Here is a 13,937-nt window from a genome sequence, read left to right on the forward strand (position 1 = left end):
GGGGACGCTGTTCCGCATACCCGACGGGATTTCGCGTACTGGTCCCGTTGTGACTCCGCCCCTGGGGGCTTCCCGGCCGACTTGAGGTCGGACGGCGGGCCAGCCCGGCCCTTAGGGCATACAGCCCTACGCGGACAACGATCGGCCGGGCGCGAGGTCACACCCCATACTGGGGAGGTTATGGAAACCGTCATCCTTGCTGTAGTCATCGCCGTGGTCGTGCTCGGTGTGCTCGGTGGGCTCGTCGTCGGCAGCCGCAGGAAGAAGCCGCTGCCCCCGGCACCCCCCACGACACCCGACCTCACCGCCCCTCCGGCCGAGCCGCATGTCGGCGACGAGGCCGAGACGCCGCGCGACGAACCGCGCCGCACGATAGAGGAGGTCGATCTACCGGGGGCCGCGGACGGCACGTCCGTCGCCGTCGAGGAACCGCCCTCCGCTCCCGTCATCGAGGTGCCGGAGCCCACCGCCGGCCGGCTGGTCCGGCTGCGCACCCGGCTCTCCCGGTCGCAGAACGCGCTCGGCAAGGGGCTGCTCACGCTCCTCGCGCGCGAGCACCTCGACGACGACACCTGGGAGGAGGTCGAGGACACCCTCCTCACCGCCGACGTCGGCGTCCAGCCCACCCAGGACCTGGTCGAAAGGCTGCGTGCGCGGGTGAAGGTGCTCGGCACCCGCACGCCCGCCGAGCTGCGCGGGCTGCTGCGCGAGGAGCTGCTCCAGATCCTCGTACCCGAGTTCGACCGGACCGTGAAGACCGACTCGAACCTCGACACCCCGGGCATCGTGATGGTCGTCGGCGTCAACGGCACCGGCAAGACCACCACCACCGGCAAGCTCGCGCGCGTCCTCGTCGCCGACGGGAAGAACGTCGTTCTCGGCGCCGCCGACACCTTCCGGGCCGCCGCCGCCGACCAGCTCCAGACCTGGGGCGACCGTGTCGGGGCCCGTACCGTGCGCGGCCCCGAGGGCGGCGACCCCGCGTCGATCGCCTTCGACGCCGTCAAGGAGGGGATCGCGGCCGGCGCCGACGTCGTACTGATCGACACCGCCGGACGGCTGCACACCAAGACCGGGCTCATGGACGAGCTCGGCAAGGTGAAGCGCGTCGTCGAGAAGCACGCCCCGCTCGACGAGGTGCTGCTCGTGCTGGACGCCACGACCGGGCAGAACGGGCTGGTCCAGGCCCGGGTCTTCGCCGAGGTCGTCGACATCACCGGCATCGTGCTCACCAAGCTCGACGGCACCGCCAAGGGTGGCATCGTCATCGCCGTACAGCGCGAACTGGGCGTGCCGGTGAAGCTGATCGGGCTCGGTGAGGGGGCCGACGATCTGGCTCCGTTCGAGCCGGAGGCGTTCGTTGACGCACTTATCGGGGAGTGATCGTCACCTCCGAAATTTCGGAAGTGGTCTGAGGCGTCCGTCTCCACGGTGCAGTTGGGGACGGACGCTTCGGCGTATGGCCCTGCGCGGTGACCCGCGAGGCTACGCCCGCGACCGGTGCGCCACGTAGGCCAGCGTTCCCAGCAGCAGCCTGGCCGCCGGGGGCTTCGTCGCCGTGTCCAGGGCGGGTGGGCGCAGCCAGGTGACCGGGCCGAGGCCGCCACGGTCGGACGGGGGCGCCGTGAGATACGTACCGGCGCCCAGGCCGTGCAGGTCGAGGGTGGCGTCGTCCCAGCCCATGCGGTAGAGGAGCGCGGGGAGTTCGGTGGCGGCGCCGGGGGCGACGAAGAACTGGGCGCGGCCCTCGGGGGTGGCGGTGACCGGGCCGAGGGGCAGGCCCATGCGTTCCAGCCGGACCAGGGCGTGCCGGCCGGCCGGTTCGGCGACCTCGATCACGTCGAAGGCGCGGCCCACGGGGAGCATGACCGAGGCGCCGGGGAACTGGCCCCAGGTGTCCGTGACTTCCCCGAGCGTGGCGCCGGCCTCGACCCGGGGCGCGAAGCTCAGGGGGTGGGCGCCGGGCGTGGGGCAGTCGGTCAGGCCGCAGGAACAGGCGCCGCCCGCCGCGCGGGCACCGGCGACCACGTCCCAGCCCCAGAGGCCGGTGTACTCGGCCACGGCGGTGCACTCCGTCGACCGGCCGCGGCGGCGCGTGCCCGGCCGGATCTCGCGGATACCCCGGCTGCTGCCGATCGTGAAGCCCATGCCCCCTCCAACGGGTCCGACGCACCGGTGGTTACGAACTGCGAGCAGAACGTGACCCTGTGTTTCCGCCTGTCCGCACCCCTGCCCGCCATCACCCGTTCCAGTCGGCGCCCAGAAGCGCTTCGGGTGGTGTGCTCGGCGCCGCACGCCCTCGCGCGCTTCGCTCCGCCCACTCCCGACCGTCCACTGTCAAGTCAATCCTGTGTAGGCGCCCGTGAGTTCATTCGAAGGGGTGGCGAATGGTGGCGTTTCCTGGATCGCCATGGCCGGAGGCGTGATCGTAGGATTACTTTGAGTGCACGAGGCCTGGGGGCACATGCGCTTGTGGGTATGCCGGAGGCAAGTCGGCTTCCCGTTCGAAGGGTGAGAACTGCCGGACGCGGAGCCTATTTACCGGCATTCTGATAGGGCTTGGCGCACTCGGCGACAAGTGGTCTCAGGGATGGGGGCGTTCCAGTGGGCGGCAACGGCGGAAGCGCGACGACCGCGGCTAGCACCGACAAGCGCCCGAACGAGCTGCTCGGCTCGTGGTTCGTGCGCAGCGGCTGGTCGAAGGGCGAGCTGGCGCGCCAGGTGAACCGCCGGGCTCGCCAGTTGGGTGCCAACCACATCTCGACGGACACCTCGCGGGTCCGGCGCTGGCTCGACGGGGAGAACCCGCGCGAGCCGATCCCGCGCATCCTGTCCGAGCTGTTCTCCGAGCGCTTCGGCTGTGTCGTCTCCATCGAGGACCTGGGGCTGCGCGCCGCCCGCCAGTCGCCGTCCGCCTCCGGCGTCGACCTGCCCTGGACGGCCCCCCAGACCGTGGCCCTGCTCAGCGAGTTCTCGCGCAGCGACCTGATGCTGGCGCGACGTGGCTTCCTGGGCACCGCGCTGTCCCTCGCCGCCGGCCCCACCCTCATCGAGCCTATGCAGCGCTGGCTCGTCCCGGTGCCCCCCGCTCCGCCCGAGGAGCCCGAGCACCCCTCGGCCGCGCGCCGGGCCGGCCGCCTCTCCAAGCCCGAACTGGAGCTGCTGGAGTCCACCACCGCGATGTTCCGCCAGTGGGACGCGCAGTGCGGCGGCGGCCTGCGCCGCAAGGCGGTGGTCGGACAGCTGCACGAGGTGACGGACCTCCTCCAGGAGCCCCAGCCCGAGGCCACCACCCGCAAGCTGTTCAAGGTCGCCGCCGAGCTGGCCGAACTCGCCGGCTGGATGTCGTACGACGTGGGGCTCCAGCCGACCGCGCAGAAGTACTTCGTCCTGGCCCTGCACGCCGCCAAGGAGGCCGGCGACAAGCCGCTTGGCTCCTACGTCCTGTCGTCCATGAGCCGCCAGATGATCCACCTCGGCCGGCCCGACGACGCCCTCGAACTGATCCATCTCGCGCAGTACGGCAGCCGCGACTGCGCCAGCCCCCGCACCCAGGCCATGCTGTATGCGATGGAGGCGCGCGCATACGCCAATATGGGGCAACCCGGAAAGTGCAAGCGGGCCGTGCGGATGGCCGAGGACACGTTCGCGGACGTACACGATTGGGACGAGCCCGATCCCGACTGGATCCGCTTCTTCTCCCAGGCCGAGCTGTACGGCGAGAACTCCCACTCGTTCCGTGACCTGGCCTATGTCGCCGGCCGCAGCCCCACCTACGCGTCCCTGGCCGAGCCCATGATGCGCAACGCCGTCGACCTGTTCGCGAAGGACACCGATCACCAGCGGTCGTACGCACTGAACCTGATCGGCATGGCCACCGTCCACCTGCTCCAGCGGGAGCCCGAGCGGGCGACCGTAATGGCCGCCGAGGCCATGGTCATCGCCAAGAAGGTCCGCTCCGAACGCGTCAGCACTCGTATCCGAAAGACCGTCGACACGGCCGTACGCGATTTCGGGGACCTCACCGAGGTCGTCGACCTGACCGACCTGCTCGCGGTCGAACTGCCCGAGACCGCGGAAGCGGTCTGACACCCAGAACCCCGGCCGCGGCAGGCCCTCCCGACAGCCCGACTCGGCTCCCCCGCCAGGTCATCGGAAGGCCGGCCGCGGTCGGCCTGTTTCCGCGCCCGGATCGGCGCCGCTCCCACGGAAACGGCTGGTCGTAGCGCGGGTCGCTCAATTGGCGGTTGCGGTCGCCTTTGCCGAAGATTGCGTCACGATAACGATCACGGTGACCGAAATCCGGCAGTTCATTCAGGCGTAACACGCGCGGCGCCTTCGTCACGTCGCCGAAACATCGAGGGGCGTCGACCGAAACGGCGCTGCGTCAATGTCTGGCGCATAACCGGCCCACCCCGCAATCCGCTCAGGCTTCGCCCGCACGGGGCCGTACCAATGACGAGGAGACGCCGATGGCATCAGCCGCCATCACGCTAGCCGCAGACGCTCCCAAGCTGTCTGCCGCGAACACCGGGTTCATGCTGATCTGTTCGGCCCTGGTGTTGCTCATGACCCCCGGTCTCGCCTTCTTCTACGGAGGCATGGTCCGCGTCAAGAGCACCCTGAACATGTTGATGATGAGCTTTATCAGCATCGGCATCGTCACCCTTCTGTGGGTGCTGTACGGCTTCTCCCTCGCGTTCGGCACCGACAAGGGCAGCCTCATCGGCTGGACCTCGGGCTGGGCCGGTCTCAGTGACATCGGCACGACGGATCTGTGGGACGGCTACAACATCCCGATCCTGACCTTCATGGTCTTCCAGATGATGTTCGCCATCATCACGCCCGCCCTGATCAGCGGTGCCCTCGCGGACCGCGTGAAGTTCTCGGCCTGGGCGCTGTTCGTCGCCCTGTGGGCCACCGTCGTGTACTTCCCCGTCGCCCACTGGGTATGGGGCGCGGGTGGCTGGGCCTTCGAGCTCGGCGTCATCGACTTCGCCGGTGGTACGGCGGTCCACATCAACGCGGGTGCCGCGGCGCTCGGCGTGATCCTGGTCATCGGCAAGCGCGTCGGCTTCAAGAAGGACCCGATGCGCCCGCACAGCCTCCCGCTGGTCATGCTGGGCTCCGGCCTCCTGTGGTTCGGCTGGTTCGGCTTCAACGCCGGCTCGTGGCTGGGCAACGACGACGGCGTCGGCACGCTGATGTTCGTCAACACGCAGGTCGCCACCGCCGCCGCCATGCTCGCCTGGCTCATCTACGAGAAGATCCGCCACGGCGCGTTCACCACGCTGGGCGCCGCCTCCGGCGCGGTCGCGGGTCTGGTCGCCATCACCCCCTCGGGCGGTGCCGTCTCCCCGATCGGCGCGATCGCCGTCGGCGCCATCGCCGGTGTGCTGTGCGCCATGGCTGTCGGCCTCAAGTACAAGTTCGGTTACGACGACTCGCTCGACGTCGTCGGTGTCCACATGGTCGGCGGTGTCGTCGGCTCCCTGCTGATCGGCTTCTTCGCCAGCGGCAAGGGCCAGTCGGAGGTCGAGGGCCTCTTCTACGGCGGCGGCCTCGACCAGTTCTGGAAGCAGTGCGCCGGCGTCTTCGCCGTCCTCGCCTACTCCCTGGTCGTCTCCGCGGTCCTCGCCTTCCTCCTCGACAAGACGATCGGTATGCGCGTCCCCGAGGACGACGAGATCGCCGGCATCGACCAGGCCGAGCACGCAGAGACCGCATACGACTTCAGCGGCGCCGGCGGCGGCGCGGCCCGTACGTCCGTCACGGCGGCCGTCGGTGGCGAGAGCAAGAAGGTGGACGCATGAAGCTCATCACCGCCGTTGTGAAGCCCCACCGGCTGGACGAGATCAAGGAGGCCCTCCAGGCCTTCGGGGTTCACGGCCTGACGGTCACCGAAGCGAGCGGCTACGGTCGTCAGCGGGGGCACACCGAGGTCTACCGAGGCGCCGAGTACACGGTCGACCTGGTTCCCAAGATCCGTATCGAGGTCCTCGCCGAGGACGACGACGCCGAGGGTCTGATCGACGTCATCGTCAAGGCGGCCCGGACCGGCAAGATCGGTGACGGCAAGGTCTGGTCCCTGCCGGTCGAGACGGCCGTCAGGGTCCGGACCGGCGAGCGCGGCCCGGACGCGCTCTGAGGCAGCAAAGACGAACAGGAGTCGCTGGGTGACGAGTACGGACGTGCGTAAGGATGCAGAGGACTCGGGACCCAGCGGCTATGCGGCGGCCCGGCTGCGCCTCCTCACCGAGGAGGCGCGGCCCGGGCCGCCGCGCCGTGCGGCCCTGGCCGAACTGACGGACGAATGGCTGAGCGGCCTCTTCACGGCCGGCTCCGAGGAACTGCGCGGCGTCTCCCTGGTCGCCGTCGGCGGCTACGGCAGAGGTGAACTCTCCCCACGCAGCGACCTCGACCTGCTTCTCCTCCACGACGGCAGCGACTCCGCCGGGGCCGCGGCCCTCGCGGACCGCCTCTGGTACCCCGTCTGGGACCTGGGCCTCGCCCTGGACCACTCCGTCCGGACCCCGTCCGAGGCCCGCAAGGTGTCGAGCGAGGACCTCAAGGTGCAGCTGGGCCTGCTGGACGCCCGCCACCTCGCAGGCGACCTCGGCCTCACCGCCGGCCTGCGTACCGCCGTCCTCGCCGACTGGCGCAACCAGGCTCCCAAGCGCCTCCCCGAACTCCAGGAACTCTGCGCCGAACGGGCCGAACGCCAGGGCGAGCTGCAGTACCTCCTCGAACCCGACCTCAAGGAGGCCCGCGGCGGCCTGCGCGACGCCACCGCCCTGCGCGCCGTCGCGGCCTCCTGGCTGGCCGACGCACCCCGCGAGGGCCTCGCCGACGCGCGCCGCCGCCTGCTGGACGTCCGAGACGCCCTCCACCTGGCGACAGGCCGCGCCACCGACCGCCTCGCCCTCCAGGAACAGGACCAGGTCGCCGCCGAACTCGGACTCCTCGACGCCGACACCCTCCTGCGCCAGGTGTACGAGGCGGCACGCGTCGTCTCCTACGCGAGTGACGTCACCTGGCGCGAGGTGGGGCGCGTCCTGCGATCGCGCGCCGTCCGTCCGCGCCTGCGCGCCATGCTGGGCGGCGGCAAGCCGGTGGCGGAACGTTCCCCCCTGGCGGAGGGCGTCGTGGAGCAGGACGGCGAGGTGGTCCTCGCCCGCGCCGCACGCCCCGACCGCGACCCCGTACTCCCGCTGCGCGCCGCCGCGGCAGCCGCACAGGCCGGCCTTCCGATGTCCCTGCACGCGGTCCGCCGCATGGCGGCTGTGGCACGGCCGCTGCCGACCCCGTGGCCGGCCGAGGCGCGCGAGCAACTGGTGACGCTGCTGGGCTCCGGCCGCCCGACCATCGAGGTCTGGGAGGCGCTGGAGGCCGAAGGCCTGATCACCCACTTCCTCCCCGACTGGGAGCGGGTCCGCTGCCGCCCGCAGCGCAACGCCGTCCACATCTGGACGGTCGACCGCCACCTGATCGAAACGGCCGTCCGGGCCTCCGAGTTCACCCGCCGCGTCAGCCGCCCCGACCTTCTCCTCGTCTCCGCGCTGCTCCACGACATCGGCAAGGGCTGGCCGGGCGACCACTCCGTGGCGGGCGAGATCATCGCCAAGGACGTGGCGGCCCGCATCGGCTTCGACCGCGCGGACGTGGCGGTTCTCGCGACTCTCGTACGTCACCATCTGCTGCTCGTCGACACCGCCACCCGGCGTGACCTGGAGGACCCGGCCACCGTCCGCTCGGTCGCCGAGGCCGTCGGCACCCAGAGCACCCTGGAACTGCTCCACGCCCTCACCGAGTCCGACGCGCTGGCGACGGGCCCGGCCGCATGGTCGTCCTGGCGCGGCTCACTCGTCGCCGACCTGGTGAAACGGGTCGCGGCCGTGCTCGCCGGGGACGCCCCCGAGGAGCCCGAGGCCGCCGCGCCCACCGCCGAGCAGGAACGGCTCGCCATAGAGGCGTTCCGCACGGGCGGCCCGGTGCTGTCGCTGCGCGCCCAGACGGAACCTCCGGCGGACGCGCCCACCGAGGAGTCCTCGGCCTCATCCGCGGGCGAACCCGAACCCCTCGGCGTCGAACTCCTGATCGCCGTACCGGACCAGCCGGGCGTCCTGCCCGCCGTGGCCGGTGTCCTCGCCATGCACCGGCTGACCGTGCGCACGGCGGAACTGCGCGCACTGGACCTCCCCGACGGCGTCGAGGGCGCGGTCCTGCTCCTGGACTGGCGCGTGGCCGCCGAGTACGGCTCCCTGCCCCAGGCGGCCCGCCTGCGCGCCGACCTCGTACGGGCCCTGGACGGCTCCCTGGACATCACCGGCCGCCTGGCCGAGCGCGACGCGGCGTACCCGCGCCGCCGGGGCGTGGTGGCGCCGGCGGCCCGGGTGACCGTCCATCCGGCCGCGTCCCGGCTGGCCACGGTGATCGAGGTGCGCGCGCAGGACGCCCCGGGGCTGCTGCACCGCATCGGACGGGCCCTGGAGGACGCGGCGGTGCGGGTCCGGAGCATGCATGTCAGCACGCTGGGTTCGAACGCCGTGGACGCGTTCTACGTGACCAACGCCAAGGGCGTGCCCCTGCCGGCGGGCGAGGCGTCCACGGTGGCCCGAAAGCTGGAGGAGATGCTGCGCGGGTGACTGCGGCCAGCCTCTCTCGTTGAGCCCAGCGTTCCCGCCCACGCGGGGATGTTCCGAACCTTCGCGGTAAGGGACGGCTGTGCGAAGCATGCTCCCCGCCCTCGTGGGGATTCCGTCCCCGCCCGCTGAATCAGCTGGCGGGGACGATTTGTTTGCGGGGCCGGATACCCTAGGTGCAGCCCACCTTGTCCCCTGACTCCGAGGACCGACGCCACCGTGTTCGATACCCTCTCTGACCGCCTCAGCGCGACTTTCAAATCTCTCCGCGGGAAGGGTCGGCTCAGCGAGGCTGATATCGACGCCACGGCCCGCGAGATCCGTATCGCGCTCCTCGAAGCCGACGTGGCCCTGCCGGTCGTGCGGACGTTCATCAAGAACGTCAAGGAGCGCGCCCTCGGGTCCGACGTCTCCAAGGCACTGAACCCCGCCCAGCAGGTCCTGAAGATCGTGAACGAGGAACTCGTCACGATCCTCGGCGGCGAGACCCGCCGCCTCCGCTTCGCCAAGCAGCCCCCGACCGTCATCATGCTGGCCGGTCTCCAGGGTGCCGGTAAGACCACCCTCGCGGGCAAGCTGGGCAAGTGGCTCAAGGACCAGGGGCACTCGCCCCTCCTCGTCGCCGCCGACCTCCAGCGCCCCAACGCCGTGAACCAGCTCAGCGTCGTCGCCGAGCGCGCCGGGGTCGCGGTCTACGCGCCCGAGCCGGGCAACGGGGTCGGGGACCCGGTCAAGGTCGCCAAGGACTCCATGGAGTTCGCGAAGACCAAGGTCCACGACATCGTGATCGTGGACACCGCCGGCCGCCTCGGTATCGACGCCGAGCTGATGCGGCAGGCCGCGGACATCCGGGACGCGGTCTCGCCCGACGAGATCCTCTTCGTCGTCGACGCGATGATCGGCCAGGACGCCGTCAACACGGCCGAGGCCTTCCGGGACGGCGTCGGCTTCGACGGTGTCGTCCTGTCGAAGCTCGACGGTGACGCCCGTGGTGGTGCCGCGCTCTCCATCGCCTCGGTGACCGGCAAGCCGATCATGTTCGCGTCGAACGGCGAGAAGCTCGACGACTTCGACGCGTTCCACCCTGACCGGATGGCCTCCCGCATCCTCGACATGGGTGACCTGCTCACCCTGATCGAGCAGGCGGAGAAGACGTTCAGCCAGGAAGAAGCCGAGGCCATGGCCTCCAAGCTGGCGTCCAAGAAGGGCCAGGACTTCACCCTGGACGACTTCCTGGCCCAGATGGAGCAGGTCAGGAAGATGGGCAGCATCAGCAAGCTGCTCGGGATGCTGCCCGGCATGGGTCAGATCAAGGACCAGATCAACAACCTCGACGAGCGCGATGTGGACCGTACGGCGGCCATCATCAAGTCGATGACCCCGGCCGAGCGCCAGGACGCGACGATCATCAACGGCTCGCGCCGCGCCCGTATCGCCAAGGGCTCCGGTGTCGAGGTCAGCGCGGTCAAGGGCCTGGTCGAGCGGTTCTTCGAGGCCCGCAAGATGATGTCCCGCATGGCCCAGGGCGGCGGCATGCCGGGGATGCCCGGGATGCCGGGCATGGGTGGCGGCCCCGGCCGGTCGAAGAAGCAGCCCAAGCAGGCCAAGGGCAAGCAGCGTTCCGGCAACCCGATGAAGCGCAAGCAGCAGGAGCAGGAGGAGGCCGCGCGCAAGGCCGCCGGTGCTCAGGGAGCCCCGGGCGGCGCCTTCGGCCTGCCGGGCCAGCAGGCCCCCCAGGACTTCGAACTGCCGGACGAGTTCAAGAAGTTCATGGGCTGAGAAGGCGATCGGCCGAGCCGTTGACCGGCTGACCCGATACGTCTGTCACGTCTACGTCGTTCAGGGCGCCCCTCGCCGCAGGGGCGCCCTCGCGCGTTCCCGGTGCAGGTTCTCAGTCGGATCTCAGGCCGTGAGCGCGATGAGGTACCGGAAGACGTTCGGCATCCAAATCGTCCCGTCCCGCCGCTGGTGCGGATGCAGTGCCTCCGCCAGCTCCTTGTCCACCTGCTCCTGGCCGGTCGCCGTGATCGCCGCGTCGAACAGCCCCGTCGACAGCAGCCCCCGTACCGCGCTGCCCAGGTTCGCGTACCCGAACGGGCACGCCACCCGCCCCGAGCCGTCCGGCCGCAGGCCCGCCCGCTGGGCGACCTCCTCCAGGTCGTCGCGGAGCGCGGGGCGCCAACTGCCCGCGACGCGATCGGCGAGCCGGGCCGCGACCCGCAGTACGGCCGACGTGGCGCAGCGCTCCGGTGGGCCCCAGCCCACCAGTACGACCGGCGCCCCTCGCCCGACCGACGGTACGGCCGACGCGAGCGTCTCGCCGAGTCCCTCGGAGTCGCCCGCCAGACAGCCGATCGGCTCGAACGCGGTCACCAGGGTGTAGGGAGGCGAGTCCGTCTCCTCAGGGAGGCTCGTCACGAGCCGGTTGTCGCCACGCGCGCGCGTGGGCGCCGGTTCGGGCAGTAAGCGTTCCCGCGCGAGGCTCAGCCGCTGCGGTGACGTTGTCTCGACACCGGTGACGGCGGCGCCTCTCGACGTCGCCATCAACAGGGCCAGGCCCGAGCCGCAGCCGAGGCCGAGCATCCGGGTGCCGCTGCCCACTTCCAGCCGCTCGTAGACGGCCTCGTAGAGCGGTACGAACATGCGCTCCTGGATCTCCGACCAGTCACGCGCGCGTGTGCACAGGTCCACGCGGGTCGCCGGACCCGCGTGAGGCAGGTGCTGCCGCACGAGCGTAGGTGTCATCGAAAGCGCCCCAATCCAACGAGAGTTGCCGCTGTTTCCGATGTGGTGGCCCCCGTGCAGTGCGCTGTCGCACACTTCCCCCGTATGCCAGGTAACTCCGCCCTCGACCCGCCGTCCAGGGGTTGTCGGGCCGAGGTTGTGTGCACGCTGTGCTCACGAAAAGAATTCACATGCCGGCAACGTGGGCCCGTAGCATCGCGCCATGGCAAAGGCACCCGTACTCACGCCGCAGGCAATTGACTTCCCTCGCTGGTACCAGGATCTGGTCGGCAAGGCCGAGTTGGCCGACAACGGTCCGGTGCGGGGCACCATGGTCATCCGACCGTACGGGTACGGGCTGTGGGAGCGGATGCAGGCCGAGATGGACGCACGGATCAAGGAGACGGGCGCGCAGAACGCCTACTTCCCCCTGCTGATCCCGCAGTCGTACTTCGCCAGGGAGGCCGAGCACGTCGAGGGCTTCGCGCCGGAGCTGGCCGTGGTCACGCACGGCGGCGGCAAGGAGCTCGAAGAGCCCGCGGTGGTCCGTCCCACCTCCGAGATGATCATCAACGACTACTTCTCGAAGTGGGTGCAGAGCTACCGTGATCTGCCCCTGTTGATCAACCAGTGGGCGAACGTGGTGCGTTGGGAGATGCGCCCCCGGATCTTCCTCCGGACGACGGAGTTCCTGTGGCAGGAGGGCCACACCGCGCACGCCACCCACGACGACGCCCGTGACTTCGCCGCGCACATCCACCGCGACGTCTACGAGGACTTCATGGTGAACGTCCTGGCGATGGACACCGTTCCCGGCCGCAAGACGGTCAAGGAGCGCTTCGCGGGTGCCATCAACACCCTCACGCTCGAAGGCATGATGGGCGACGGCAAGGCCATCCAGATGGCCACCAGCCACGAGCTGGGCCAGAACTTCGCCAAGGCGTTCAACACCAGCTACCTGTCGAAGGAAGGCAGGCAGGAACTCGTCTGGCAGACGTCCTGGGGCTCGACGACCCGCATGATCGGCGCCCTGGTGATGGCACACGGCGACGACAACGGCCTGCGGGTCCCGCCGCGCCTCGCCGCGATCCAGGCCGTCGTGCTCGCGATCAAGGGCGACGAAGCGGTTCTGGCCAAGGTCCGTGAGATCGGCGACCGGTTGAAGGCGGCGGGTGTACGTGTGCACGTGGACGACCGTACGGATGTGCCCTTCGGCCGCCGCGCCGTCGACTGGGAGCTCAAGGGCGTGCCCGTACGGGTCGAGGTCGGCCCCCGTGACCTGGAGAACGGCACGGTGATGCTCGTCCGCCGCATCCCGGGCGGCAAGGAGCCGGTGGCCCTCGACGCGCTCGTACGGCTGCTGCCCACCGTCCTCGAAGAGGACCAGGCGCTGCTGCTGGCCCAGTCGCGGGAGCGGCGGGAGTCCCGTACCTCGGACGTGTCCTCGATCGGGGAGGCCGTCGAGGCGGCGACCGCGGGCGGCTGGGCGCGCATCCCCTGGGCGGTACTCGGCGAAGAGGGCGAGGCCGGGCTCGGCGAGCACGGGGTGACCGTACGGTGTCTGGTCGCCGCGGACGGGTCGGTTCCCGACGCCGACGACGCACCGGGTAACGTCGCCATCGTCGCCCGCGCCTACTGAGGCCGGCGCGAGAGCGACCGAAACGCCCCTTGCGCAACGGCCGACCACAGGTGAACCGGCGTGCGGACGACGTCTACGCGCCGGGTCGTACGTGGGGCTACGCACCGGCTTGGTATGAGCTGTGAGGCTTATCCGCAGATCAGCGCACCCGCCCTCGTCAGGACGCATCAGCGGCAACTGACGGGTACGTGCAAATTATTTGGGATGGCCCGGAATCGGAACACAGCGGCACTCAGGCTCGTTGTCATTACGTGAGCACGACACAGACACCACCTGTTCTCGCCGCAGAGCTGGCGCAGGCGTGGGCCGACATTCAGCGGTACCACCCCGAGCTGCCCGATCTTGCCGCGCCCGAGTCCCTGATCGGAGAGTCGTCGTCCGCCTGCGGACACGCGCTCTCCTTCGAGCGACTGCTGCATGAGGCAGTCCATGGCATCGCAGCCGCCCGCGGAGTCCGCGACACCTCCCGGGCCGGCCGATACCACAACCGCAGATTCCTCGCGATCGCCGAGGAGCTGGGCCTGGACCACCCGGAGGAACCGCATCCCAGCAGCGGTTTCTCGCTGGTCACGCTCAACCCCGAGGCCAAGCGTCGCTACCGGCCCACCATGGAGCGGCTGCAGCGCGCCCTGAAGGCGCACATGGTCGCCACCACCTCCGACACGACCCGCACCTTCCGGGGTCCGGCCGCCCGGCACGGTTCCTCCGGGGGAGGGGTGCGCGTGAAGGCCGTCTGTGACTGCGGTCGTAACGTGCGCGTCGTCCCGTCGGTGCTGGCACAGGCTCCGATCGTGTGCGGCGGCTGCGGCAAGCCGTTCCGCATCCCCGAGATCGTGGGCGCGGGCGCCGCCTGAGGCTCCGCCCCGGCGCGTGATCGAGCCCGGCATCTCGTGGGTGCCGGATGAACACGTGGGGAGTGCGCAGGCCGCGTG

At 70.4% G+C, this 13,937-nt stretch carries 10 protein-coding genes; 8 read left to right on the forward strand and 2 right to left on the reverse strand.

Going from position 1 to position 13,937, the window contains the following annotated elements:
- Positions 1-180: 180 nt before the first annotated feature.
- On the forward strand, positions 181-1,383 hold the full coding sequence (gene ftsY / locus STRTUCAR8_RS28170; protein ID WP_006379493.1) for a signal recognition particle-docking protein FtsY: 1,203 nt from the start codon (positions 181-183) through the stop codon (positions 1,381-1,383).
- A 102-nt stretch (positions 1,384-1,485) separates the two neighbouring features.
- Here the strand turns inward: ftsY and STRTUCAR8_RS28175 are convergent, their stop codons facing one another.
- Positions 1,486-2,148, reverse strand: coding sequence for a bifunctional DNA primase/polymerase (locus tag STRTUCAR8_RS28175; protein WP_006379497.1), 663 nt, complete (start codon positions 2,146-2,148; stop codon positions 1,486-1,488).
- Positions 2,149-2,604: 456 nt separating this feature from the next.
- On the opposite strand from STRTUCAR8_RS28175, the gene nsdA reads away from it, so the two are divergent.
- From nsdA to ffh, 5 genes are all read left to right on the forward strand, one after another.
- Positions 2,605-4,089 carry a transcriptional repressor NsdA gene (gene nsdA, locus STRTUCAR8_RS28180; protein WP_006379490.1) on the forward strand — a complete coding sequence of 495 codons (1,485 nt, stop codon included), beginning with the start codon at positions 2,605-2,607 and terminating at the stop codon, positions 4,087-4,089.
- Between the two features lie 383 nt (positions 4,090-4,472).
- The gene (locus tag STRTUCAR8_RS28185; RefSeq protein ID WP_006379488.1) at positions 4,473-5,813 is read left to right on the forward strand and encodes an ammonium transporter; all 1,341 of its coding nucleotides are present in this window, start codon (positions 4,473-4,475) and stop codon (positions 5,811-5,813) included.
- Entirely contained in the window at positions 5,810-6,148 is a 339-nt protein-coding gene (locus tag STRTUCAR8_RS28190; protein WP_006379495.1) for a P-II family nitrogen regulator, read from the forward strand. Before STRTUCAR8_RS28185 ends, STRTUCAR8_RS28190 begins: the two co-directional genes overlap by 4 nt.
- A gap of 28 nt (positions 6,149-6,176) precedes the next feature.
- Positions 6,177-8,645: a [protein-PII] uridylyltransferase gene (locus STRTUCAR8_RS28195; RefSeq protein ID WP_006379491.1), complete on the forward strand. Its 2,469-nt coding sequence runs from the start codon at positions 6,177-6,179 to the stop codon at positions 8,643-8,645.
- A 216-nt stretch (positions 8,646-8,861) separates the two neighbouring features.
- Positions 8,862-10,421 (forward strand): signal recognition particle protein, encoded by a 1,560-nt coding sequence (ffh, locus tag STRTUCAR8_RS28200; RefSeq protein ID WP_006379489.1) that lies wholly within the window; start codon positions 8,862-8,864, stop codon positions 10,419-10,421.
- A gap of 123 nt (positions 10,422-10,544) precedes the next feature.
- On the opposite strand, the gene STRTUCAR8_RS28205 is transcribed toward ffh, so the two are convergent.
- Positions 10,545-11,387 carry a class I SAM-dependent methyltransferase gene (locus STRTUCAR8_RS28205; RefSeq protein WP_044473028.1) on the reverse strand — a complete coding sequence of 281 codons (843 nt, stop codon included), beginning with the start codon at positions 11,385-11,387 and terminating at the stop codon, positions 10,545-10,547.
- 202 nt (positions 11,388-11,589) lie between these two features.
- Here STRTUCAR8_RS28205 and proS point away from each other — a divergent pair, with 202 nt between their 5' ends.
- Entirely contained in the window at positions 11,590-13,005 is a 1,416-nt protein-coding gene (gene proS, locus STRTUCAR8_RS28210) for a proline--tRNA ligase (protein WP_006379494.1), read from the forward strand.
- A 251-nt stretch (positions 13,006-13,256) separates the two neighbouring features.
- Positions 13,257-13,859: a hypothetical protein gene (locus STRTUCAR8_RS28215; protein WP_006379492.1), complete on the forward strand. Its 603-nt coding sequence runs from the start codon at positions 13,257-13,259 to the stop codon at positions 13,857-13,859.
- The last annotated feature ends 78 nt before the right edge of the window (positions 13,860-13,937 follow it).

The organism is Streptomyces turgidiscabies Car8, from assembly GCF_000331005.1.
In the GTDB taxonomy this organism is placed as follows: domain Bacteria; phylum Actinomycetota; class Actinomycetes; order Streptomycetales; family Streptomycetaceae; genus Streptomyces; species Streptomyces turgidiscabies.